This is a genomic window from Prauserella alba (genome assembly GCF_024171735.1).
Classification (GTDB): domain Bacteria; phylum Actinomycetota; class Actinomycetes; order Mycobacteriales; family Pseudonocardiaceae; genus Prauserella; species Prauserella alba.
Window position 1 is genome coordinate 1,662,576 of the sequence record NZ_JAMTCH010000003.1, and the last position, 21,584, is coordinate 1,684,159.

The 21,584-nt window shown below is 70.6% G+C and carries 21 protein-coding genes; 15 read left to right on the forward strand and 6 right to left on the reverse strand.

All coding sequences use genetic code 11. The annotated features are described in order from the left end of the window. Positions 1–384 precede the first annotated feature (384 nt). From add to LY12_RS07655, 4 genes are all read left to right on the forward strand, one after another. Positions 385–1,317, forward strand: coding sequence for an adenosine deaminase (gene add / locus LY12_RS07640; protein ID WP_253854327.1), 933 nt, complete (start codon positions 385–387; stop codon positions 1,315–1,317). Between the two features lie 20 nt (positions 1,318–1,337). Then, positions 1,338–2,156 carry a putative protein N(5)-glutamine methyltransferase gene (locus LY12_RS07645; protein WP_253854329.1) on the forward strand — a complete coding sequence of 273 codons (819 nt, stop codon included), beginning with the start codon at positions 1,338–1,340 and terminating at the stop codon, positions 2,154–2,156. A gap of 132 nt (positions 2,157–2,288) precedes the next feature. Further along, positions 2,289–3,287 carry an AAA family ATPase gene (locus LY12_RS07650; RefSeq protein ID WP_372493460.1) on the forward strand — a complete coding sequence of 333 codons (999 nt, stop codon included), beginning with the start codon at positions 2,289–2,291 and terminating at the stop codon, positions 3,285–3,287. Continuing rightward, positions 3,284–4,744 carry a VWA domain-containing protein gene (locus LY12_RS07655; protein WP_253854331.1) on the forward strand — a complete coding sequence of 487 codons (1,461 nt, stop codon included), beginning with the start codon at positions 3,284–3,286 and terminating at the stop codon, positions 4,742–4,744. The genes LY12_RS07650 and LY12_RS07655 overlap by 4 nt, the downstream gene beginning before the upstream one ends. Before the next feature lie 22 nt (positions 4,745–4,766). Here the strand turns inward: LY12_RS07655 and LY12_RS07660 are convergent, their stop codons facing one another. Next, positions 4,767–5,627: an arylamine N-acetyltransferase family protein gene (locus LY12_RS07660; protein ID WP_253854333.1), complete on the reverse strand. Its 861-nt coding sequence runs from the start codon at positions 5,625–5,627 to the stop codon at positions 4,767–4,769. Between the two features lie 297 nt (positions 5,628–5,924). Here LY12_RS07660 and LY12_RS07665 point away from each other — a divergent pair, with 297 nt between their 5' ends. Next, positions 5,925–8,489 carry an MFS transporter gene (locus LY12_RS07665; RefSeq protein ID WP_253854335.1) on the forward strand — a complete coding sequence of 855 codons (2,565 nt, stop codon included), beginning with the start codon at positions 5,925–5,927 and terminating at the stop codon, positions 8,487–8,489. 80 nt (positions 8,490–8,569) lie between these two features. Beyond that, the gene (locus tag LY12_RS07670) at positions 8,570–9,016 is read left to right on the forward strand and encodes a cupin domain-containing protein (protein ID WP_253854337.1); all 447 of its coding nucleotides are present in this window, start codon (positions 8,570–8,572) and stop codon (positions 9,014–9,016) included. 83 nt (positions 9,017–9,099) lie between these two features. On the opposite strand, the gene LY12_RS07675 is transcribed toward LY12_RS07670, so the two are convergent. Further along, positions 9,100–9,855 carry an endonuclease/exonuclease/phosphatase family protein gene (locus tag LY12_RS07675; RefSeq protein WP_253854339.1) on the reverse strand — a complete coding sequence of 252 codons (756 nt, stop codon included), beginning with the start codon at positions 9,853–9,855 and terminating at the stop codon, positions 9,100–9,102. Positions 9,856–10,094: 239 nt separating this feature from the next. Here LY12_RS07675 and LY12_RS07680 point away from each other — a divergent pair, with 239 nt between their 5' ends. The 3 genes from LY12_RS07680 (at position 10,095) to pip (ending at position 12,510) form a co-directional block, all read left to right on the forward strand. After that, positions 10,095–10,859: an SGNH/GDSL hydrolase family protein gene (locus LY12_RS07680; RefSeq protein WP_253854341.1), complete on the forward strand. Its 765-nt coding sequence runs from the start codon at positions 10,095–10,097 to the stop codon at positions 10,857–10,859. 124 nt (positions 10,860–10,983) lie between these two features. Next, a complete protein-coding gene (locus LY12_RS07685) occupies positions 10,984–11,538 on the forward strand; it encodes an RDD family protein (RefSeq protein WP_253854343.1) in 555 nt (184 codons plus the stop codon). Positions 11,539–11,550: 12 nt separating this feature from the next. Further along, on the forward strand, positions 11,551–12,510 hold the full coding sequence (gene pip, locus LY12_RS07690; RefSeq protein ID WP_253854344.1) for a prolyl aminopeptidase: 960 nt from the start codon (positions 11,551–11,553) through the stop codon (positions 12,508–12,510). Between the two features lie 443 nt (positions 12,511–12,953). On the opposite strand, the gene LY12_RS07695 is transcribed toward pip, so the two are convergent. Both LY12_RS07695 and LY12_RS07700 read right to left on the reverse strand, forming a co-directional pair. Continuing rightward, positions 12,954–13,436 carry a nitroreductase family deazaflavin-dependent oxidoreductase gene (locus LY12_RS07695; RefSeq protein WP_253854345.1) on the reverse strand — a complete coding sequence of 161 codons (483 nt, stop codon included), beginning with the start codon at positions 13,434–13,436 and terminating at the stop codon, positions 12,954–12,956. A 14-nt stretch (positions 13,437–13,450) separates the two neighbouring features. Continuing rightward, positions 13,451–14,011 (reverse strand): TetR/AcrR family transcriptional regulator, encoded by a 561-nt coding sequence (locus tag LY12_RS07700; RefSeq protein ID WP_253854346.1) that lies wholly within the window; start codon positions 14,009–14,011, stop codon positions 13,451–13,453. A 387-nt stretch (positions 14,012–14,398) separates the two neighbouring features. On the opposite strand from LY12_RS07700, the gene LY12_RS07705 reads away from it, so the two are divergent. From LY12_RS07705 to LY12_RS07715, 3 genes are all read left to right on the forward strand, one after another. Continuing rightward, positions 14,399–14,602, forward strand: coding sequence for a cold-shock protein (locus LY12_RS07705; RefSeq protein ID WP_253854347.1), 204 nt, complete (start codon positions 14,399–14,401; stop codon positions 14,600–14,602). A 249-nt stretch (positions 14,603–14,851) separates the two neighbouring features. Continuing rightward, positions 14,852–15,370, forward strand: coding sequence for a Rossmann-fold NAD(P)-binding domain-containing protein (locus LY12_RS07710; protein WP_253854348.1), 519 nt, complete (start codon positions 14,852–14,854; stop codon positions 15,368–15,370). A 321-nt stretch (positions 15,371–15,691) separates the two neighbouring features. Continuing rightward, positions 15,692–16,801, forward strand: a complete 1,110-nt coding sequence (locus LY12_RS07715) for a coiled-coil domain-containing protein (protein WP_253854349.1) — start codon at positions 15,692–15,694, stop codon at positions 16,799–16,801. Between the two features lie 209 nt (positions 16,802–17,010). Here the strand turns inward: LY12_RS07715 and LY12_RS07720 are convergent, their stop codons facing one another. Beyond that, the gene (locus LY12_RS07720) at positions 17,011–17,478 is read right to left on the reverse strand and encodes a MarR family winged helix-turn-helix transcriptional regulator (RefSeq protein ID WP_253854350.1); all 468 of its coding nucleotides are present in this window, start codon (positions 17,476–17,478) and stop codon (positions 17,011–17,013) included. A 317-nt stretch (positions 17,479–17,795) separates the two neighbouring features. On the opposite strand from LY12_RS07720, the gene LY12_RS07725 reads away from it, so the two are divergent. Next, entirely contained in the window at positions 17,796–18,353 is a 558-nt protein-coding gene (locus LY12_RS07725; RefSeq protein ID WP_308292080.1) for a hypothetical protein, read from the forward strand. A 134-nt stretch (positions 18,354–18,487) separates the two neighbouring features. Here the strand turns inward: LY12_RS07725 and LY12_RS07730 are convergent, their stop codons facing one another. Further along, entirely contained in the window at positions 18,488–19,888 is a 1,401-nt protein-coding gene (locus LY12_RS07730; RefSeq protein WP_253854352.1) for a tyrosine-type recombinase/integrase, read from the reverse strand. Positions 19,889–20,012: 124 nt separating this feature from the next. Between LY12_RS07730 and LY12_RS07735 the strand changes: the two genes are divergently transcribed. Both LY12_RS07735 and LY12_RS07740 read left to right on the forward strand, forming a co-directional pair. Beyond that, positions 20,013–20,852: a helix-turn-helix domain-containing protein gene (locus LY12_RS07735; protein ID WP_372493482.1), complete on the forward strand. Its 840-nt coding sequence runs from the start codon at positions 20,013–20,015 to the stop codon at positions 20,850–20,852. A 71-nt stretch (positions 20,853–20,923) separates the two neighbouring features. Next, positions 20,924–21,505 carry a dihydrofolate reductase family protein gene (locus LY12_RS07740; protein WP_253854357.1) on the forward strand — a complete coding sequence of 194 codons (582 nt, stop codon included), beginning with the start codon at positions 20,924–20,926 and terminating at the stop codon, positions 21,503–21,505. Positions 21,506–21,584 lie beyond the last annotated feature (79 nt).

A 21,584-nucleotide genomic window follows, 5' to 3' on the forward strand; every position in this document is an offset into this window, starting at 1 on the left:
GGCCCGCGCTGTCACTGACCCGGGTCCGCTCGCCTGCGGGCCACCGCGCCTCGGCAGCGGGGCCGCCGAGGCGCGGTGGCCCGCAGCGCCCGGAACATTGAACGGTGATCACCCGCCGGTCTACGATGCCGGCCATGATCGCTGTGCGAAGCGCCGACGCCGATCGCGTGTTCGCGATCTTCGGCGACCACAGCTATCGCATGGACCTTCGCGGCTGACCCCGCGCCCGGCACCGCAGGCGCAGTGTGCGCTCGTCGCGGTACTCGTCCGGCGCCCGAGTCTCCGATGCCCAGGTGTTCGCGGACTCCGGCGCCGTCCCGCCCGCATCATCCGCGTGCCGCCCGCACCGGCGGCACGCGCTCGTCGCGAAGGGTCTCCACAGTCATGCCTGCTCCTCCGTCCGAATCCACCCCGATGATCGATCTGCACCGGCACCTCGAAGGTTCCGTCCGGCCGTCCACGGCATACCGCCTCGCCGAACGCGCGGGCGCTCGTCCACCTCGCAGCGAGTTCGTGGCCGGTCGTGAGGGCGGTCTGCTCCCCTACCTGTCGAAGATCGACAACGCCGCGAAGTTCGCGACCACCGCCGACGACTGGTGGCGGATCACCGGCGAAGCCGTGTCGGACGCGTGCGACGACGGGCTCAGCGCCGTCGAGTTCCGGTTCAGTCCACGGTTCATCGCAGCTCGCACAGGACTGGAGTCCGACGCCGTCATCGAGGCCGTCACCGATGCCGCCGCGGGCCACGGGCTGCCGATCGACGTCGGCCTCATCGGCATCGTCGTGCGTGACGAAGGTCCGCGTTCGGGTGAGCGTCAGCTGCGCAGGCTCCTGCGGCACGCCGACCGGCTCGTCGGCGTCGATCTCGCGGGTGACGAGGCGGGATTCCCCGCCGCGCAGTTCGCCGCGGCGTTCGGCCTGGCCCACGACGCCAGCGTGCCCGTCACGATCCATGCCGGTGAGGCCGCAGGGCCCGAGAGCGTGTGGAACGCCGTCCGGCACCTGCATCCCGCCCGGATCGGCCACGGGGTGCGGTCGGCCGAGGATCCGCGCCTGCTCGACCACCTCGCCGCCCGCGGCATCACACTCGAGGTCGCCGTCACGAGCAACGTCCAGACCGGTGCCGCGCAGGATCGCCGGCACCACCAGCTGAGCGCACTCGTGCAGGCGGCTGTGCCGGTGGCGCTGTGCACGGACAATCCCACGGTCAGCAACACTCGCCTCAGCCGCGAGTTCGACATCGCACGTGAACTGGTCGGCGCCGAGGCCGCCGACCGCATCCGCCGTCACGCGTTCACCGCCCGCTTCGGCCGGTGAACGCGGGCTAGCCTGGGGCGATGCCGCAATCATCGATCGTGTCGTCCCTCCGCGGCGCCGGGTGCGTGTTCGCGGAGGACGAGGCCGCACTGCTGAGCGACGCGGCCACCGGCCCGGCGCACCTCGAAGCGCTCGTCGCACGCCGCGTCGGTGGCGAGCCCCTCGAATACGTGCTCGGCTGGGCCGAGTTCCGCGGCCTGCGCGTGGTGGTCGAGCCGGGTGTGTTCGTGCCGCGGCAGCGCACCGGGTTCCTGGTGGAGCAGGCGCTCGGTGTGCTGCCCGCCGGTGGCGTGGTCGTCGACCTGTGCTGCGGGTCCGGGGCGATCGGCGCGGCGATCGCGGCCGAACGTGCCGATGCGACGGTCTACGCCGCGGACCTCGACCCCGCCGCGGTGCGGTGCGCCCGCCGCAACCTGCCCCGGCGGGTGTACGAGGGTGACCTGTTCGGCGCGTTGCCGGTGGAGCTGCGCGGCGGCGTGGACGTCGTCGTCGCCAACGTGCCGTACGTCCCGTCGGAGGCGATCGCCTCGATGCCGCCCGAGGCGAGGGACCACGAACCGGCGATCGCGCTGGACGGCGGCGCCGACGGGCTGGACACGTTCCGCACGGTGGCACGTGAGGCGCCGTCGTGGCTCGTCGCAGGTGGTCACGTGCTGAGCGAAACGAGTGAGGAGCAGGCCGACCGAGCGGCCGCGGTGCTGGCCGACGCAGGTCTCGCGCCGCACGTGGCGCGGTGCGACGAGCTCGGCGCCACCGTGGTCGTCGGCCGCGCCGCGCACGACGGCCGCGAGGCCTTCGCCGGGACGTCGAGCCGGAGTTCCGGATCGAGCGCAGGCTGAGGTGATGCCGAGCTCGTGCTGCTGCGGCCCGATCCGGCGCCCTTGACGAAACGCGTGAGCTGAGCCACCGGCCTCGCGACGAAACGCCCACGAGCGCGAGAATGAGCGGACGCTTACCACGAGGAGTCCGTTGTGACAGAGCCATCGACGTCGGAGGCCGCACCGCAGCCGTCCGAGCAGGAGCCCGCGTTCGCCTCGGTCGACGAGGTCGTCGAACACCTGGCGGGAGCCGGATACCTCGCGTCGAACGCCGTGGCGACCACGGTGTTCCTTGCGGCCCGACTCGGCAAGCCGCTGTTGGTCGAAGGTCCGGCCGGGGTCGGCAAGACGGAGCTGGCCCGCGCCATGGCGGCCGCGACCGACAGCGAGCTGATCCGACTGCAGTGCTACGAGGGCATCGACGAGTCACGTGCGCTCTACGAGTGGAACCACGCCAGTCAACTGCTGCGCATCACGGCGGCCAAGGATGAGAACTGGGACGCGACCCGCGAGCACGTGTTCAGCGAGGAGTTCCTGCTGTCGCGCCCGTTGCTGACCGCGATCCGCAACCAGGACCCGACGGTGCTGCTCATCGACGAGATCGACAAGGCGGACGTCGAGGTCGAAGGGCTGCTGCTGGAGGTGCTCGGCGACTTCCAGGTCACGGTCCCCGAACTGGGCACGATCACCGCGACGCGGCGGCCGCTCGTCGTGCTCACGTCCAACGCCACGCGGGAGTTGTCCGAGGCGCTGAAACGCCGGTGCCTGTTTCTGCACCTGGACTTCCCGCCCGCCGACCTGGAACGCGACATCGTCACCCTGCGCGTGCCGGAACTCGACGCCGAGCTGGCGGCCTCGCTGGTGCGGGTCGTCGGGGCGCTGCGGGAACTCGAGCTGCGCAAGTCACCGTCGATCGCCGAGTCGGTCGACTGGGCGCGGACGCTGGTGGCGCTGGGCGCCGACACGCTCGACGAGGAGGTCGTGCGCGCGACGCTCGGGGTGATCCTCAAGTACGAGAGCGATCAGCGGAAGGCACTGTCCGAGTTGCGGCTCGACCGGGTGCTCTCCCCGGGTGACGCCGCCGACGGTGTCGCGGCCGCCGCAGGAACCGGATCGTCCGGAGATGTGTCGTCCGGAAGTGCTGTGTCGTGACGGCGAACGCGGTGGCGGACCGCCTCGTCGAGTTCGTGCACGCCCTGCGCGAGCACGGCATCGCCGTCGGAACCGGCGAGACGGTCGACGCCGCGGCGGCGGCCGAGGCCGTCGGGCTGGCCGACCGGGAGCGGCTCCGCGAAGCCCTCGCCGCCAGCGTGCTGCGGGGCGCGGCCCAGCGGCCCGTGTTCGACGGCGTCTTCGACCTCTACTTCCCTGCCGCGCACGGCACCTCGGAGGCCACGGCCGACGATCCCGGCACGCCCGCTCAGCTGCGTGATCGGCTCCTCGACGCGCTCGTGTCCGGCGACGACGCCCGCGTGCGCGCGCTGGCCGCCGCGGGCATCGATCTGTTCGGCGGTTACGGCGCGGCCGCACACGGCCAGGGCGGGCAGGGCGGCGAAGGTGGCCAGGGCGCGCAGGGCGCGGCGGGGACGACCAGCGGGAACGGCCGTTCGGCCGCACGATTGAGTGGTTGGTCGGCGTATCAGACGTTGTCCGAGGTACGCCCCCAGGCGCTGCGGGCCCGGTTGCGCGACGCGATCCGAGAGGCCAGGGCCGACGGCCTGGACGGCGCATCGGCGGACGCGCTCGCCGATCGTGAGGCCGCCGCGGGGATCGAGTCGTTCACCGGCCACGTGCGTGCCGAGGCCCGCAGACGGACCGCGGAACTGCGTGGCCGTGACCGGATCGCGCGGCACGCGGTCGCGCCGCAGACCGACCTCGTGTCGTTCACCAGCGCGACGGCGGAGCAGTTCGCCGACATGCGCCGTGCGGTGACGCCGCTCTCGCGCAAGCTGGCCACACGGTTGGCGGCGCGGCGCAGGCGGGCGGCCCGCGGCCGCGTCGACCTGCGGCGCACCGTGCGGCGGTCGCTGGCCACGGGCGGCGTGCCGATGCGGCCCGTCATGCGCAGGCGGCGCCCCGGCCGCCCTGAGCTGGTGCTGCTGTGCGACATGTCCGGCTCGGTCGCCGGGTTCGCCCAGTTCACCCTGTTGCTGACGCAGGCGCTGAGCGACCAGTTCTCGAAGGTGCGGAGCTTCGCGTTCGTCTCCTGCACCGACGAGATCACCGAACTGGTGCGGGCGGGCCGGGACGAGCCCGAGAACCTCGCCGGCCGCATCGTGGCCGAAGCCCACCTGACACAGGTCGGGATGAGCAGTGACTACGACGGGGCGCTGCAGACCTTCACCGACGGCTGGGCCGACGTGCTCGGTCCCCGCACCAGCGTGCTCATCCTCGGCGACGGCCGTACCAACGGCGCACCGCCGAACCTTCCCGCGCTGCGGGCCATCGCCGAGCGCGCACGGCACGTCTACTGGCTCAACCCCGAACGCGCGGAGTCGTGGGGCACCGGCGATTCGGAGGCGCACCGTTACGCACGGGAGGTGCCGATGTTCGAATGCCGCACCATCCGCCAGCTGTCCCACCTCGTCACCAGGCTGCTGCCCGACTGACCGGCTCGCGCGCGGGATTCGGTCAGTCGGCGGCCTTCATCGCGTCGGCCAGCGCGGCCGCCTCGTCGCCGGTGAGCACGACGTCCATCCTGCGCAGTTCGTCGACGACGTCACCGGGATCGAGCTCGGTCTCCTCCTTGCTGCCGTCGGGACGTTCGACGACACGCTTGCGGCCGAGGAGTTTCCTGCTGACGCCCGGTTCGAGACGCATCACGATGAGCCCACCGGTGAACGGCGACTTCGGGTGGGTGGCGACGTAGTGGTTGAACACCTCGTAGTCGATGGGGCGTTGCGGCGTCTCGTCGAACGCGTGGAGCGGTTCCCAGCCGTCGGCCGTGCGCTTCTCCAAGGTCCAGAACCCGTCGTGGTGGCTGAGCCGGTTCTCCCAGCCCGCCTGGTCCACGACGGCTCCGTCCTCGAGCGGCATCGGATGCAGGACTCCGGCGCCGAAACCGACGTCGGCGAGATACGAGGCGCCGTCGACGGTGACGAGCAGGTTCATGTGGGATCTCGGACCGTTGCGGTGCGGTTGTACCCGCGCCGTCAGTCGGGTGACGCCGTAGCCGAGACGTTCGAGTGCGGCGGCGAACAGCAGGCTGTGCTCGTAGCAGTAGCCGCCGCGGTCCCGGGCGACGAGTTTCGCCTGGATCGCGTCGAGGTCGAGTGATGGGGATCGGCCGGTGAGTGGGTCGACGTTCTCGAACGGGATCGTCAGCACGTGTGCCTCGTGCAGGGCGGTGAGCGCCCGGAGCGACGGCGGCTCCGCGGGGCGGCCGATCCGCGCGAGGTAGGCGTCGAGGTCGAGGGCGTCGATGCCCCACTCGTCGGTGGACGGGGTGCCGGCTGCGGCGTCGGTCCGTGCGGGAGCGGTCTGCGCTGTCATGGTGCCAGCCTCACACTTCGACTGCGGTGGAGGTCAACGCCGCGATGTCGGTGGCCGGACGTGGCGTGGGCGTGAGTTGCCGCACGTCGATCCGGGCGAATTCCGTACAAATCACCCGAATCTCCTCGCTCGATCGGGCTGTGCGACCCCGCCACCGGGAATATGTAGTTGCATCAATCAAGTTATTTGTTATGTTGAGTCAACCGGCTTACGACACTCGTCGTCACAACTCTGTCCTTACTCAGGGGGTTCACCACGTCCGCGCACGCCCAGACCGTCGAGGATCCCGACGCCACGATGTCCAAGCGCGAGATCATGCAGGCCTTCATCGGCCTGTTGCTCGCGCTGCTCGTCGCGATCCTGTCGTCGACGATCGTTTCCAACGCCCTGCCCCGCATCATCGCCGACCTCGACGGCACCCAGAGCCAGTACACCTGGGTGATCACCGCCATGCTGCTGACCTCGACGGCCACCACACCGATCTGGGGCAAGCTCGCCGACCTGTTCAGCAAGAAGCTGCTGTATCAGCTCGCGATCGTCATCTTCACCGTCGGCTCGGTCCTCGGCGGTTTCGCCGAGTCCATGCCCGAACTGATCACGTACCGCGCCATCCAGGGCATCGGCATGGGCGGCCTGCAGGCGCTCGTCCAGGCCGTCATCGCCGCGATGATCTCGCCGCGTGACCGCGGCCGCTACTCCGGCTACATCGGCGCGACGTTCGCCGTCGCCACGGTGTCCGGCCCGCTGCTCGGCGGCATCATCGTCGACTCGCCGCTCGGCTGGCGCTGGTGTTTCTGGGTCACCGTGCCCGTTGCCGTGATCGCGTTGATCGTGCTCGGCACGACGCTCAAACTGCCGGTGATCAAGCGCGACGTGAAGATCGACTGGCTGGGCGCGACGCTCATTGTCGGTGGTGTCGCCCTGGTGCTGATCTGGGTCTCGCTCGCCGGCAAGGAGTTCGACTGGTGGTCGCCGACGACCGCCGCGTTCCTCGGCGGCGCCGCCGCTGCACTGATCCTCGCCGTGTTCGTGGAGACGAAGGTCGCCGAACCGGTCGTGCCGCTGAAGCTGTTCCGCAACCGGTCCTTCTCGCTGACGGTGATCGGGACGCTCTCGGTCGGCACGGCGATGTTCGGCGGTGCGGTCTTCTTGGCGCAGTATTACCAGATCGCCCGCGGCTACTCGCCCACCGAAGCCGGCCTGATGACCATGCCGATGGTGCTCGGCATGTTCCTGTCGACGACGATCTCGGGCCAGGTCGTGTCCCGCATCGGCAGGACGAAACCGTTCCTCGTGGGCGGTGCGTTGATCCTGGTCGTCGCGCTGGGCCTGCTCGGCACGATCGACAGCGAGATCAACCTGGCCCAGATGGGCGTCTACCTGGCCCTGATGGGCATCGGCACCGGCTGCCTCATGCAGAACCTGGTGCTGGTCGCACAGAACACGGTCGGCATGCGCGACGTCGGCTCCAGCACCGCCGTGGTGACCTTCTTCCGCACCCTCGGCGGCTCGGCGGGCGTGTCCGCACTGGGTGCGGTGCTCGCGCACAACGTCACCGACTACATCGCTCAAGGAGCGGCCGAACGCGGCATGCCGATGAGCGGCGGTGCGGCAGGCGGCTCCGGCGGAACCACTCTCGACGTCGGGGCGATGCCCGCACCGGTCCAGGCGATCGTCCGGTCGGCCTACGGCGACGCCATCGGCGACGTGTTCCTCATCGGCGCCGCCGTCGCGGTCGTCACGCTCATCGCCGTGGTCTTCATCAAGGAGACACCGCTGCGCAGCACTCTCGACCTGGCCGAACAGAAGAACGAGGACACCGCCGGTGCCGGTGAGGCCGACACGCCCACAGGCGGCGAGGTGCCGGTCGGCGCTGCGACGGGCACGACGGGCGCGGCGGGCGTGGACGCCTCCCCCATCCCCGCGGCGCGGGCTGCCTCGGAGGTGCCGGCACCGTCCGTGGCAGCCACCGCGGTCACCGCACGCAACGGGTCCACACCCGACCGGCCGGCCACGGTGCACGGCGTCGTCACGGCCGCCGGCGAACCGGCGCCCGGGGTCACGCTGACGTTGACCGACGCGTCGGGTGCGCAGGTCGACCTGGCCCGCAGCGGCGAGGACGGCACGTTCCACGTCGGCGCCGGCGAACCGGGGCGATACATCCTCATCGCCGCTGCGGAGCACCTCCAGCCGTCGGCCCAGTCGGTCGAGCTCGGCGCGAATCCACTTCGCCGGGACATCGCGCTGACGGGGTCGGGCCAGGTCAGTGGCCGGGTCCGGACCCCGCAGTCCCGGCCGGTGGGCGGAGCGACGGTGGTGCTGACCGACACGGGCGGCGACGTGCTCGACGCGAGCCTCACCGGAGGCGACGGCTGGTACCGGTTCCCCGACGTGGCGGGCGGCGCCTACACCCTGGCCGTGACGGCGCACGGCTACCGGCCGCAAGCCACCCCGGTCCGCCTGGCCACGGGTGAGCGCATCACCCAGGACGTCGAGCTCAGCGCGGCGGGCCACCTGGAAGGCATCGTGCGTTCGGAGCTCAGTGGCGCCGTGGTTGCCGAGGCGCGCGTGGTGTTGCTCGACGAGGTCGGTGAGGTCGCAGGGGTCACGATGACGGCCTCCGACGGCACCTACCGATTCGACGATGTCGAGCACGGCCACTACACGGTGATCGCCAGCGGCTACGGTCCCGCCACGGCGACGGTCCACGTCGGCGTCGAACAGGGCAGGCAGGACTTCGCACTCGGCTACTCGACCGACGGCACTCCGTCGTCGACGGCCGAGTCGCGCTCACCGCGGACCAGGGGCGCCGCGGTGAGCGGCGACGGCGTCCCCGGCGAACCGGACACGCCGCAGGCCTGACGCCGAACCGGACGAGCACGGGTGGTGGGGGCGGTCGTCACGGCCGCCCCCACCACCCGTGACGACTAGACTCCGCGGCCATGTCGAACCCGCAACGACCGCCGCTCGCCGCCGCCCTCGATCTCGAACCCCACCCCGAAGGCGGCTGGTACCGGCAGACCTGGGTGGCCGGTCACACGTTCCGGCCCGAGGGCTACCCGGGCGAGCGTTCGGCGGCCACCGGCATCCACTACCTCCTGGCCCCGGGCGAGGAATCGGCGTGGCATCGGGTGCGCAGTGACGAGCTGTGGCTCTGGCACCGCGGCGGACCGCTCACCCTGCAGCTCGGCGGCACCGGTGACGAACCGTGCTCCGCGCCGCAGACCTACACGCTCGGTGCCGCGGTCGAGGACGGTCAGCACCTCCAGCTGCTCGTGCCCGCGGGCGCATGGCAGACGGCCAGGCCCGCGGGCGAGGCCGAGGTCCTCGTCTCGTGCATCGTCTCCCCCGGCTTCGACTTCGACGATTTCGAACTGCTGCCGACCTGAGCCGGCTCGGCCGTGCGCGCACGAGAGGGCGCCGGGCTCGTCGGCGAGCCCGGCGCCCTGTGCTGGGACGAACGACTGCGCTGTTACAGCCGGACGCGCATCTTGTAGGCGTTGTGGTCTGAACCCCACTTCGGCCGCTGCAGTGCCTTGGAGTGCGGCACGTTCGTCGGCGCGTACATGTGGTCGAGCCGCACGCCCCGGACACCCTTGATCGGTGTGTACTTCAGCGGCGAGGGCATGGGCAGGGCTTTGCGCCGGTTGAAGTCACCCACCACGAACAGCCGTGCGTTCGGATGGTTCGAGTGCAGGGTGCGGACCTTGGTGCGCAGCTTCCGCATGTGGGTCCGCCAGCGCTCCTGGCGTTCCGGGTGTTTGGACCACGCACCGGAGATGAGGTGCGTGTTCACGACGATGACCTTCTTGTTCGTACCGCGCAACTGCAGCTTCACCCACGTGACGAAGCGCGCGGGCGTGACGCCCGCTTCACCCGGGTGCGTCCGCTTGTAACCCGAGGTGAGCTTCTTGAACCGGTGGCTGCGCCACGAGATCGGCACCTGGTGCGAACCGGCCGACTTCGGGCCCTTGGCGAAGTAGTGCCGGTAGTTGTCGGGAAGCTGGCGCTTGAGCTTGTTCTTCGACGCCTTGCCCTTGACTTCCTGCCAGCCGATGATGCCGGCGAAATTGTGGTAATCAGCCGCACCACGAAGCGTGTTGTGCGTGCCGATCGTGATCCGCGGATCCACTTGCGCCGTGGCCGGTGCCGCCGCGGCCGGCGGGGCGAGGGTCGCCCCGAAGACCGCGCTCAGCGCCACGACGCCGAGCTTGACTCGGTTTCTCATGTTCCGAAAACCCCCAGGTTTCCATCGCCGGTCGATTGCGACCGTCGGTTTGTTGTGATCATCGGTGTCGCAGTGCCGCCGCCGGCTTCCGCCGGGACGGCGGCACACGGATGCGACGCCGTTGCGGACATTACGGTTGCAACCGGGTGCGGGGAACCTCCGCCGGTAGGCCGCGTCGGCTGCAGCCGACGCGGTGGTGCGTGCCGGGTCACAGGCGCCCGCTGACTAGAGTCACGGCCATGTTCGAGCGGTTCGTCGCAGTGGGAGATTCGTTCACCGAGGGGGTCGGCGACGACGACCCCGCCTACCCGAACGGCGTCCGCGGCTGGGCCGACCTCGTCGCGGAGTCGCTTGCGGTGGCGAACCCCGATCTCGGCTACGCGAACCTGGCGGTGCGCGGCCGGCTGCTCGGCCAGGTGGTCGCAGAACAGCTCGACCCCGCGCTGGCGCTGCGTCCCGACCTGGTGACGCTCTACGCCGGCGGCAACGACCTGATGCGGCCCCGGCCCGACATCGACGGCCTCACCGAGGCCTACGACGAGGCCGTCCGCACACTCGCCGCGTCCGGGGCGACGGTCGTGCTCTTCACCGGTGTCGACGGGGTCGCCGATCCGGTGTTCCGCAAGATGCGCGGCCGCACGGCCGTCTACAACGAGCACGTTCGGCTGATCGCGGCGCGGCACGGCGCACTCGTCGTGGACATGTGGGCGATGCGCGTGCTGCGGGACCGCCGGATGTGGTCCGACGACCGCATCCACCTCGGCCCTCACGGCCACCGCGCCGTGGCCACGGCCGTGCTCGACACCCTCGGCGCCGGGCACACGCTGGGGGCCGTCGACCTGCCGCCCGCGCCTGCCGAGACGCCGGCACAGCGGCGGAGCGAGGACCTGCGGTGGCTCCGCAGCCACGTCGTCCCCTGGATCCACCGCAGGCTGACGGGCACGTCCTCGGGCGACGCCGTCACCGCGAAACGGCCGACCCCGGAACCGATCACGCCTCGCTGAGGTCCGGTCCACTGCCCGTCCTCGCGTGACAGCCACGGGGGGACGGGCAGCGTGTCCGTACGTCGCGCTGCTCCTGCGCCGCGGAAGTGTCACTGCGAAGGAACAGCGCCGCTACCCTCCCCCTGTGGCGAGCGCTGATCCTCCGGTTTGTCGAGCGCCGGGCGGTGCTCGGTGGCGTGCTTCGCTGTGGGACTACGTCGCCATCGTGGGATGGCTGGCCGGGTTGACGGTGCTGGGATTCGTCGTGCGGTCGTGGTCCGGACCGGCGTTCGTGCCGCCGTCGCCGCCGCTCGTTGCGGTCGATGCCGCCGTGCTGTCGATGACCGTTTTCCCCGTGTGGTCGTACCTCACCGCCGGTGAGGGTGGTCGTGCCGGAGCAGCCTGGGGTAAACGGCGCGCGGGGCTCCGCGTGGTGGATGCCGGTGGCGGCCGCGCTTCCTACCGCCGGGTCGCGATACGGAACGCGGTGAAGCTGCTTCCGTGGCAACTCGCGCACATCGCCGTCGCCAGACTCATGCTGGGTGTCGACGCACCAGTGACGGTAGGTGTCACGTACGCGTCGGCGCTGGTGCTCCCACCGGTGAGCATCGCGATGGCCTGGCGCGACCCGCTGCGGCGCGCCCTGCACGACCGCGTTGCCGGGACTCGGGTGATACGGGTGTCGGGGGAACCATCGTGAAGGGGAGATGTGATGCGCGAGTTGTATCCGCAGGCCGAGCCGTACACCACGGGAATGCTCCCCGTCGGCGGAGGGCACGAGCTCTACTGGGAGGAATGCGGTAACCCCGCGGGCAAGCCCGTCGTGTTCCTCCACGGCGGTCCCGGATCAGGGTGCAGGCCCGGCCATCGACGCCTGTTCGATCCCGAGCGCTACCGGATCGTGCTGTTCGACCAACGCGGCGCGGGACGCAGCACCCCCAACGCCGGTTCGGTCGACGCGGACCTGACCAGCAACACGACCTGGCATCTCGTCGCCGACATGGAGAAGCTGCGCAAGCATCTCGGCGTCGATCGGTGGCAGCTGTTCGGCGGTTCGTGGGGCAGCACGCTGGCGCTGGCCTATGCCGAAAGTCATCCCGACCGCGTCACCGAACTCGTGCTGCGCGGTGTGTTCACTGCGCGTCGCAAGGAACTCGACTGGACCTTCCGAGGTAGCTCCGCGTTCCTGTTCCCCGACCGGTTCGACAAGCTCCTGGAGCCCGTTCCCCACGGCGATCGCGACGATCTGATCGAGGCCTACCACCGGCTGCTGTCCGACCCGGACGAGTCGGTTCGCAGCGCCGCCGCCGTCGCCTGGGCGCAGTGGGAAGCCGACACCGCGTACCTGCGACCGAACAGCGAGTTCGTCGCCGGCTTCACCGACCCCGACCACGCGGCCGCGCTCGCACGGATCGAGGTGCACTACTTCCGCAGCGGCTGCTTCCTGGAGGACGGCCAGTTGCTGCGCGACGCACACCGCCTGGCCGGCATTCCCGGCGTCATCGCGCAGGGCCGCTACGACGTGGTCACCCCACCCGTCAGCGCGTGGGACCTGCAACGAGCCTGGCCCGACTCGGACCTGGTCATCGTGCCCGACGCAGGCCACGCCTACGACGAACCGGGAACGCTCGACGTCCTGCTCGACGCCACCGACAAGTTCGCACGCGACTGACCGACCGCACGGGAGCCGGCCGGGGCACGGTCACCGCCGACCGCGGGCCCCGGTCGTCGTCATGTACCGGCCGTTTCGGACTCCAGTAGTTCGACGGCCCGGGCGAGACCGCGCTCGGGCCGGATCTGCTGTGCCACTTTCCCCGGCACGTCGCGTCCGAACGACATCGTTGACGGCGCGCCGGATGGCTTCGGACAGTGTGTCGGCGCCGAGGTCTCGCGCCGGGATGGGCTCAGGGGCGAGACGACGGCGTGCAGGCGTTGCGCCCAAGAACGTTGTTCCACATGGCCGGCTTGGCCTCCCGGATGACACGCAACATCGTCGCTGCCCGCCGCCCGTTCCCGCCCTTGCCCGTGAGGACCGGCTCGAGGCGCCCGGGGTCGTCCAACATCCGTTTCGGCCCGCACCACAGCATCCTCGGCCCGTGCTCGACACGGGAACGCTCAGGCTCGGGGGACGAACCGCACGAAGGGCATGTGCTGTCCGACGGCCCGGAAGTCGGCCTCGGAGCCGTCGACCTTGAAGCCCATCAGACGCGGTAGGAGGTGTTTCGCCGCCACGCGGTGCCGGGACGCGTATCGCGCCATGATGTCCGCTCCTTCGTCTCTGGCCAACGGCACGCCGGTCACCGGCATCGTGTGCCTGCCGACCTGGATCGTGACGTCCGGTGTGTGCAGAATGTTGCGATACCAGGCCGCCGTTGGTCCCCACCCGGACGCGACCACATAGCTGCCGTCGTTCACGTCGTGGGAGACGACTTCGAGGACGACCTGCCGTCGCTTGCCGGTGATCCGGCCGACGTGATTGACGACCATCAGACGGCCGCCGAACAGCCACCCGAGACCCACCCGGTAGAGATGAAGCGGTAGCCGGAACAGCATCCGGCCGAGTCCCCTCGGGGGCTGCACCTTCTTGACGATCTCCATGACGGCTCCTTTGCCTAGCTGATAAGTCTGCGCAGCACCGGTGCCACGGGCCCGGCGTCCGGGCCGGCACCCAATCCGCGATGCAGCACCAGGCCGTCGACCGCGGCCAGCAGAACAGCGGCGGTCTCGTCGGGCGCGCCCACTCCGTGCTCACCCAACCGCCGGGCCAACCGGTGCCGGAACTCGTCGACGACACCGGCGATCTGTTCGCGCAGCTGCTCGTCCCGGCCTGCGGCCAGGTACGCCTCGACGGCCAGTCGCGACATCGAGTCGGTCCCGGTGTACCCGTCGGCCGACGCGATCATCACCTCAACCACCTGGGCGGAAGTGCGTGCCGTGTCCAAGTTTGCTTCGACCTCGGTCAGCACTTGCCGCAGCAGGCCGACCGCGGCCTCGTTCAGCAACGCCGGCAGGGACGGAAAGTGATAGTGCACGACGCTGGGTGTCACCCCGGCACGTTCGGCCAGAACGCGGGTACTCACCGCTGCCCAGCCGCGCTCCGGAACGAGTTCGGCCGCCGCGGCCAGCAGCCGCTGCCGCACCTCGTGTCCACGTGCGGCCGCCGGAGAGGTCATCGTTCACCCGCTTCCCACAAGAACTGAACAGTCGTCCTGTACGAGTGCCCTGATAGTAGGTCGCGAAACGTCCGGGGCACAAGCCGGAACGAGTTCGGCTGCGGCGCGCGGGCTGCGGCACGGCGGTCCACACCGCGACACGGCCCGCCCGAGTTCGAGGCCGAGTGATCTCCCGTCGCCCTGCGTGCTGCCGGGACGCGAGGCGTGTAGTGTGAGCGGCGGTCGTTGCTTTTCTGGGTTCGTGTTTCGTGCATGCTCGCAGGATGTTGATGCGGGCGAGCTTCTTTCTTTGGTTGCAGCTGGAGTAAGCCGCCGTCTGAGATCCCCGGCCCGGGCCTCCACGCGGTGTGGTTGCCCGTCATACCCCAGCTCCCGAAGGAGACAGTCATGACCAATGGAACCGTGAAGTGGTTCAACTCGGAAAAGGGCTTCGGCTTCATCGCCCCGAACGAGGGCGGCCCGGACGTGTTCGTGCACTACTCGGCCATCGACGCGGCCGGCTTCCGGACCCTCGAGGAGAACCAGCAGGTGACCTACGACGTCAGCCAGGGCCCCAAGGGTCCGCAGGCCGACGTCGTGCGCGTGGCCTGACACTCCGCTGAGTTTCCTCCCGGCCCGCACCTCGTGTGCGGGCCGGGAACTGCGGGTGTCGCCCGCCCGCCTTCCCTTTCTTCTTCCGGTTGAGCCGACCACGTCTCCGTGGGCCGGCTCCCGGAGCCCTTTCCCCTTTCCGCGCGGCGTCTAGCGGCGGCACTCGTCCAGCGCTGTCCCGGTGGGCCCGCCACCCTGTGTCCGGTTCGGACACCTGCGAGCGCCCTGGCGCTCGCGGCCGAGGAGGACGTGGTCCGGGACCTCGGGTTCCGCACCGCCGCCTACGTGTTCTCCGATCCGGGCACCGCGCGGACGCTCGGAGACGTCCTGCACATGCTCGACGCGCCGGGGTTGCAGGTCGGTGCCTACCGGGTGGGCGCCGACCGGGTGGCCACGGCGACGCCGCTGCCCGCGGACCCTCGCGCGGAGCTGCACCGCGTGTACGGCGGTCTGGGGTGGACCGTTCCTCACCTGCTCGACCACTGCCCCGAACCGGCGAACCTCTATTACGACCGGGTGGCCCAGGTGCAGATGTCCGGTTGGAGTCGCGGTCGCGTCGTGCTCGTGGGCGACGCGTGCCAGGCACCGTCCCTGCTGACCGGCCAGGGCGCAGGGATGGCGCTGTCGGGCGCGGCCGCCCTCGCCGACCGCCTCCACAGCGACGACGTCGCCACCGCGCTCGCACGCTACGAGGACGACCTGAAACCCGTGGTGGACCGGCTGCAAGCCGACGGCCGTGCCGTGGCCGAGGAGTGCGTCCCGGCCTGACGTCCGTGGGGAGCGGGCGTCACCCGTGCCCCAACTGTCGCCGGCCGGTCGGCCACGGCCGCACCGCGTCTTTCCCGCCTCGCGTGCCCGAGTTGTCACCGAGTCCCTCCGAGCCACCGCGTCCGCCGAGACGACGTCGTCGCGTGGCGGCCGAACGGGTCCGAGGCCCCGCTTTTCCGGGTCCTGCACGGCCTCGACCGCCGTGGAAACCGCCTCGATTCACTCGGCTACAAAATGTATCTTCTGTAGCTATCTCCAGTTGAAGTTGACGTAACTACAACCCAAGTTAATGCATAGATAAGTCACAACTAGGATGGACGCATGAGCGCGGAGAGTGTGACGGTGCACGTGACGGATCCGCAGGCGGCGCGCTGCGGGTTCCGACATTGCGGGCAGCCTCTGCCGCCGCCGGGGCCACGTGGCGGACGGCCCTATGAGTTCTGTCCAGACCGCCGATGGCCCGGCGACAAGACGTGCAAGCAACTGGCGGCCGCCGAGTACGCACTCCGCACCGCGATCGGCGACACCGATCCCCCGACGGCGCTGCGCGAGGCGACCGACACGTTCGCCGATGCCTCACGGCAGGTCCTGGAACCACTGCAGACACTGGGCAGCGCGCTCGACGACGTCACGGCCCGCATGCAGGACGAGCTGACCGCAGCCGCCACCCGCGCCGACGAGGCGGACACGGCCGCCGAAGAGGCCCGGCGAGCCGAGGTTGAGGCCGAGGAACGCGCCACCGAGGCACAGCGCCTCCGGGACGAGGCCGTCGCCGAGGCCGACCGGGCTCGAGCGGACGCGGACAAGGCGCAGGACACCGCACAGCAGGCGACGTCCTCCGCTGAGGCCGCCGCGCTCGCGCAGGCCCGCGCCGAGGCCACGGCGGAGGCCGCTGCCGACCGCGCCCGCACCGCCGAGGATCAGAACAAGGTCGTCCGGGCTCGCGTTGACGAGCTCACCGAACGGCTCGACGAGGTGCGACGGCAATTGGCCGAACGCACCGGCGAGCGGGACACCGCACAGGCGGCACTCGACGAACACCGCGCACGCAGCCGTGACCTTGAGCAGAGCCTCACCGAACGGTTGACGGCCGCGACCACTCAGCTCGACGAGACCCGCGCCGCGGCGGGCGAGGCGGCGCAGCGAGAACAGGACCTCGCGCGGCGGCTCGACGACATGGCGGCCGCCCGGCGGCAGTCCGACGAGGATCTCATCGCTGTACGCACCGAGCTGGCGGACATCCGGGGCGACGCCGAACGACTCAGGACACGGGCTGCCGAATCCGATCGCGAGCTTGTGGCCGTCGACCGTGTACTCCGCCGTGTGCGCGCGGCGGTGCTGGACACCGACGGGGACCCGGTCGGCCTCCGCGAACGCGTGCTGCAGGAACTCTTGAACCACGACGCACCGGCCGACGGAGACGCTTCCTGACCCGCACGTCGCAAGCAGGCCGCCTGCGTCAACCCGCAGGACCGGGACGCTGTAGCCCGCTCAGGTCCCTCGCTGTGGCTGGGCTGCCCACGCTCAGTTCGTCGTCGGTTCCAGACCGGCCGCGCCCTCGGCACGACGGGATCCGGCCGGTTTCGCCGCGGTCTTCGGCTTCGTGCGTTCCAGGCGTTCCCTTCCAGGCGGAAGTGAGGTCATTCGCGCGGGTCGCGGCGGGCGTGGTTCTCGGGGTGATCGGCGACGTTGTCGTGGAGGTGGGAGAGCAACCGTTCCAGCGTGGCGATGTCGTCGTCCGCGAGTCCGGTGCGGAGCCGACGGTCGAAGGTGGCTGCGGCTTCGCGCATCCGGAGAAAAGCTGCGTCGCCGCTGCCGGTGAGTTCGACCAGGTGCACGCGGCGGTTGTTGGGGTCGCGGCGGCGGTTCAGGAGACCGTCTCTTTCCATGGCATTGAGGTGCTGGGTGAGCGTGGCGCCCTTGATGCCGACGGCTGAGGCCAGTTCGCGCTGATTGGACACGGGCCGCGCTTTGAGTGACATGAGCACCAGCCAAGTCGGACGCGAGCCGCCTGCCGCGGAGAGCGCGTCGTCGAAGGCTTGGCTGACGGCCTTGGCGGTGTTGGCGAGCCGGAGACCGAGCGGTGGCCCTCCCTGTGGTTGCGGCATGCACGCCAGCGTACCAGGAAGCGTTCGGCGACTAACGAATTGACGGCAAACCGTTCGGTGGCTAACGTTTGGGTGAGAACCCTGAGGGCAGTGACAGTCCGACCTCTTCACCTGCCGACGACACAGCAGTGGAGATGAGCATGCCGGATCAAGACATCACCCCCGCCGGTGCGAGCGAGGACCGGTACGGGGACCGTGCCAGAGGCTCGTGCGAGAGTAAGTCCGAGCACGAGAGTGGCGCCGTGCGTAGCGCCCAGCCTCGGGGGCGGGTGGCACGGCAGCACCCACCCCGTCTGGGGCGGCGGGCCAGGAAAGGCGTGCTGGTGGTTCACCTCGTCTCGGCCGGAGCGTGGATCGGACTCGACGTCGTGCTGGCCATCCTCGTGTTCACCGCACTGCTCACCGACGACGTCCGCACCGCGGCGGTCTCCTATCAGGCACTCCGGCTGTTCGCTGTCTGGCCGTTGTCCACCATCGGCCTGGTCTGTCTCGCCAGCGGCATCACGCTGGGGTTGGGTACGCGGTACGGACTCGTGCGCTACTGGTGGGTCGCCGCGAAGCTGGCGATCAACATCGTGTTCGTCGCGCTCGTCCCGCTGGCGCTGCGGCCTGCGGTGAGCGAGGCGGCGGCCTACGGTCGACAACTCACCGACGGCGCACTCGTTACCCTTCCGACCACCGATCTGCTCTTTCCTCCCATCGTGTCCCCGGCTGGGCTGCTGCTCGCCGTCATTCTGGCTGTCTACAAACCGTGGGGGCGCATCCGCAAAGGTGCCCGCTCCTCGGCGCGCGCACCTGCGAAGGCCTCCGGATCGCGATCGTGGCCTGAAGCGAACCGTAGGGTCGCCGACTCCCGAACCGATTCGGCCGAGTAGCCCTGGTGGATCGGGAAGCCCCACGAGCCGTGTTGCCGCGATGGCGACCGCGCCACCGGCACATAACCGTTCTGTTCCCGCGGCCGCGACGTCGCAACTACCGTGCCGGCAATCTCGGCCGGTAGCGCCGCACCTCACGCCGAGGGGCGATCCGGTTCCGGCCCCGCGTCTCCCGGACCGTCGGGGAACTCGTACTCGCGGTCCTGGTACCAGGAGCCGGCGACGAGGTCCACGGCGCTGCGCTGGGGGTCGGGCGCGGCGTGGTCGTAGACCTTGCGCGTGGTGTCGATACTGCTGTGCCCGACGTCGCCCTGCACGTGGGCGAGGTCCGCTCCGGCCTCGACCGCGGTCGTGACGTAGAAGTGCCGCAGCGCGTGCGGATGCATGGCGTCGGCGACCTCGGCCAGCTCCGCACCCGCGCCGACGGCGACCCGGCGCAGCAACTGCCAGATCGCCTGCCGCTGGAAACGCCGCCCCGTGCGCGTGCGCAGCAACGGCCGGTCGTCGGCAACGCCGACGTGGTCGCGCTGCAGCGCCGTCTCCCGCGACCCCGAAGCCTCGCGCAGGCGCAGCCGGTACTCGGTCAGGGCCGCGTCGGCGGGTTCGCTCAGGTACACGATGCGGGCTTTGCCGCCCTTACCGTGCACCCGCAACGCCCGGCGGCCACGTGTGACGTGCAGATCGGACTCGTCGAGACCGCACAGTTCACTCACTCGCAGGCCGAGGGTGAACAGTGCGACGACCGCGGCGGCGCGGGCGGTGTCCACGGGACCCGCTCCCCTGCGCGGCGCCGCCGCCGCGGCGTGCAGCGCACGAACCTGCCGGCCGGTCAACGTGACGGTGGCCGACGTGCTCGTGGCGGCGGTCGTCAGGCCGAGCCGCCGCCTGCTCAAGGCCGCCGGATTCCCCGTCACGAGGCCGACTTCGGCCAGGTAGGCGTACAGGGTCTTGACGGTCGCGAGGAGCCGGTCGCGCGTGGACGGTGCGGCACCCGCGGCGGTCACGGCCTCGAGCCACGCCTTCACCTCGCCGCTCGTGACCTGCACCGGGTCGAGTCCCCGCGCGGCGCACCAGCGGAACCAGTGGACCCCGCGCAGCCGGCCGCGGGGCGCCGGTGGCGGGCGCCGGACCGCGCCGCTGTCGGCCGCTCCGTCCGGCGGGGTCAGCTGCAACGCCGCCGTGTAGGCCGTGACCGCGTCCCGCCAAGCCGTGCCGGGCGATCCGGTGCCGTGCCGGAGTCCGGCCTCCGAGTGGCTGCCGTCCGGTGTGGACGCGGGTGATGCGGCCGTCGCCGTGATGGTCCGGACCCATTCCTCGACGTCGACGTTCGTCACCGGCAGTCCCAAGCCCTCGGCGTACGTGCGCCGGGTCTGCACGTTGCCGTAGCCGGTGAGCCAGTCCGCGATCCCCGACAGCAACGCGGCCGGGTCGGATGCCCCCGGCCACGGATCCGTCCCGGCCCACGGATCCGTCCCTGCCCACGGATCCGTCCCTGCCCACACCGACCGCGGGAGGGGAACCGGATGCTCGCTCATCGCGACCGACCGTAGCGCATGGCCCGCCGCCCGGATGGGAGGAAACCCCGCTCGGGCGGCCCCGCGCGACCCCGGCGGTCGGCGAAGGTGGACCGTGCCGTCGGGCGTCGGCGATGCTGTGGGCGTGGAGTACGTGTCCAGAGCGCCGCGTCCGCCACTGGACGGCCTGATCGACGACCTCTACTACCTGGCGGGCGCGCCGCCGTACGGCAGGCTGACCCTGCCGCCCGCGCCGTCGGCGTTGCTCGTCTTGAACCTCGGGGACCGGCTGCGCATCCGCGCCGGGACCGACACCAGGGCGGCCGAGTACGTCGACGGCTGCGTGGTCACCGTGCCCACCCGCGCCTGGGAGTTCGGCTACCCACCGCGGACCTGCACCGTCGGCGTGCATTTCAAGCCGTGGGGACCGGCAGCGTTCCTGCCGGTGCCCGCGTCCGAGCTGCGCGACCGGCCGTTGGCGGTGGAGCAGGTGTGGGGCCGGGCCGCCGTTGCTGAACTGCGGGACCGGCTGGCCACGGCGCCCGGGCCGAACGAGATGCTGACGCTGCTGGAACAGGAGCTGATGCGACGGCTGTGCGAGACCGCCGGCCTGGGGCTGGTCCGCCACGCGAGCAACGTCATCGCGGCGACCGGCGGGACGGCAGCGATCCGCGATCTGACGGCGACAGCAGGTGTCAGCAGCACTCATCTGGCACAGCGGTTCAAGGAGCTCGTCGGCCTCACGCCGAAGCGGCTGGCCCGCACCCATCGCTTCTTCTCCGCCGCGTTCCCGATCGACCCCGCCGGATCGATCGACTGGAGCGACCTCGCGGGCGACGCAGGCTACTTCGACCAGGCCCATCTGAGCCACGAGTTCCGCGCGTTCACCGGGCGCACCCCCACCCAGTACGTCGAAGGCCGGCGCCAGTTCCTGCGCGAACATCCCGGCCACGCCCTGGACGGCTGGCCGGTGCCTGCCGATTGATTTCTTACAAGACCAGGCCTGCCGACCCACCTATTTTCGAGGCACTTCCAGACAGCGGAAAGGAGAGCCCCGTGGGCAAGGTGGTCATGTACAACGTGGTGTCGGTGGACGGCTTCGTCGCGGATACCCGCGACCAGCCGGGACCGCTGTTCGACTGGTACGTCAACGGTGACCTCCCGCTGGACGAGAGCGGCCAGCTGACGGTGTCGCAGGCGTCCCACGACTACATCCGGCCGTTCTGGGACGCGGTCGGCGCGTCGATCTTCGGCCGGCACGTCTTCGACATGACCGGCGGCTGGGGCGGGAAGCCTCCGGGCGAGGTCGACCACGCGGTGATCGTCACCCACCGCCCGGCACCCGAAGGTTGGGATCCCGAGGCGCCGTTCCACTTCGTCCACGGCATCGAGACAGCCATGGCCACGGCGCAGGAGCTCGCGGGTGACCGCATCGTGGTAGTCGCCGCCGGCGAGGTCGGTGGCCAGTTGCTCGCCGCGGGCATGGTCGACGAGGTGCGCATGGACGTCGCACCCGTCGTGATGGGGTCCGGCAAGCGCTACTTCGGGTCCGTCGACACGCAGTACGTGTTGGAGGATCCTGACGTGGTGATTCAGGGCAGCCGGGTGCTTCACCTGTGCTATCGGGTGCGCCGTTGACCGATCCGCGCAGGTACGGGAAGAAGTGCAGCACGAACGGCGACACGGGATCGAGCCTCCGCCGGAATGCCTCGACGAC

What these genes read in the sequence shown, in the direction of transcription:
- LY12_RS07645 (WP_253854329.1), top strand. Translation starts at nt 1,338, where the DNA reads ATGCCGCAATCATCGATCGTGTCGTCCCTCCGCGGCGCCGGGTGCGTG.
- LY12_RS07670 (WP_253854337.1), top strand. Translation starts at nt 8,570, where the DNA reads ATGTCGAACCCGCAACGACCGCCGCTCGCCGCCGCCCTCGATCTCGAA.
- LY12_RS07720 (WP_253854350.1), bottom strand. Translation starts at nt 17,478, where the DNA reads ATGCCGCAACCACAGGGAGGGCCACCGCTCGGTCTCCGGCTCGCCAAC.
- LY12_RS07700 (WP_253854346.1), bottom strand. Translation starts at nt 14,011, where the DNA reads ATGACCTCTCCGGCGGCCGCACGTGGACACGAGGTGCGGCAGCGGCTG.
- LY12_RS07730 (WP_253854352.1), bottom strand. Translation starts at nt 19,888, where the DNA reads ATGAGCGAGCATCCGGTTCCCCTCCCGCGGTCGGTGTGGGCAGGGACG.
- add (WP_253854327.1), top strand. Translation starts at nt 385, where the DNA reads ATGCCTGCTCCTCCGTCCGAATCCACCCCGATGATCGATCTGCACCGG.
- LY12_RS07680 (WP_253854341.1), top strand. Translation starts at nt 10,095, where the DNA reads ATGTTCGAGCGGTTCGTCGCAGTGGGAGATTCGTTCACCGAGGGGGTC.
- LY12_RS07695 (WP_253854345.1), bottom strand. Translation starts at nt 13,436, where the DNA reads ATGGAGATCGTCAAGAAGGTGCAGCCCCCGAGGGGACTCGGCCGGATG.
- pip (WP_253854344.1), top strand. Translation starts at nt 11,551, where the DNA reads ATGCGCGAGTTGTATCCGCAGGCCGAGCCGTACACCACGGGAATGCTC.
- LY12_RS07715 (WP_253854349.1), top strand. Translation starts at nt 15,692, where the DNA reads ATGAGCGCGGAGAGTGTGACGGTGCACGTGACGGATCCGCAGGCGGCG.
- LY12_RS07660 (WP_253854333.1), bottom strand. Translation starts at nt 5,627, where the DNA reads ATGACAGCGCAGACCGCTCCCGCACGGACCGACGCCGCAGCCGGCACC.
- LY12_RS07705 (WP_253854347.1), top strand. Translation starts at nt 14,399, where the DNA reads ATGACCAATGGAACCGTGAAGTGGTTCAACTCGGAAAAGGGCTTCGGC.
- LY12_RS07665 (WP_253854335.1), top strand. Translation starts at nt 5,925, where the DNA reads ATGTCCAAGCGCGAGATCATGCAGGCCTTCATCGGCCTGTTGCTCGCG.
- LY12_RS07675 (WP_253854339.1), bottom strand. Translation starts at nt 9,855, where the DNA reads ATGAGAAACCGAGTCAAGCTCGGCGTCGTGGCGCTGAGCGCGGTCTTC.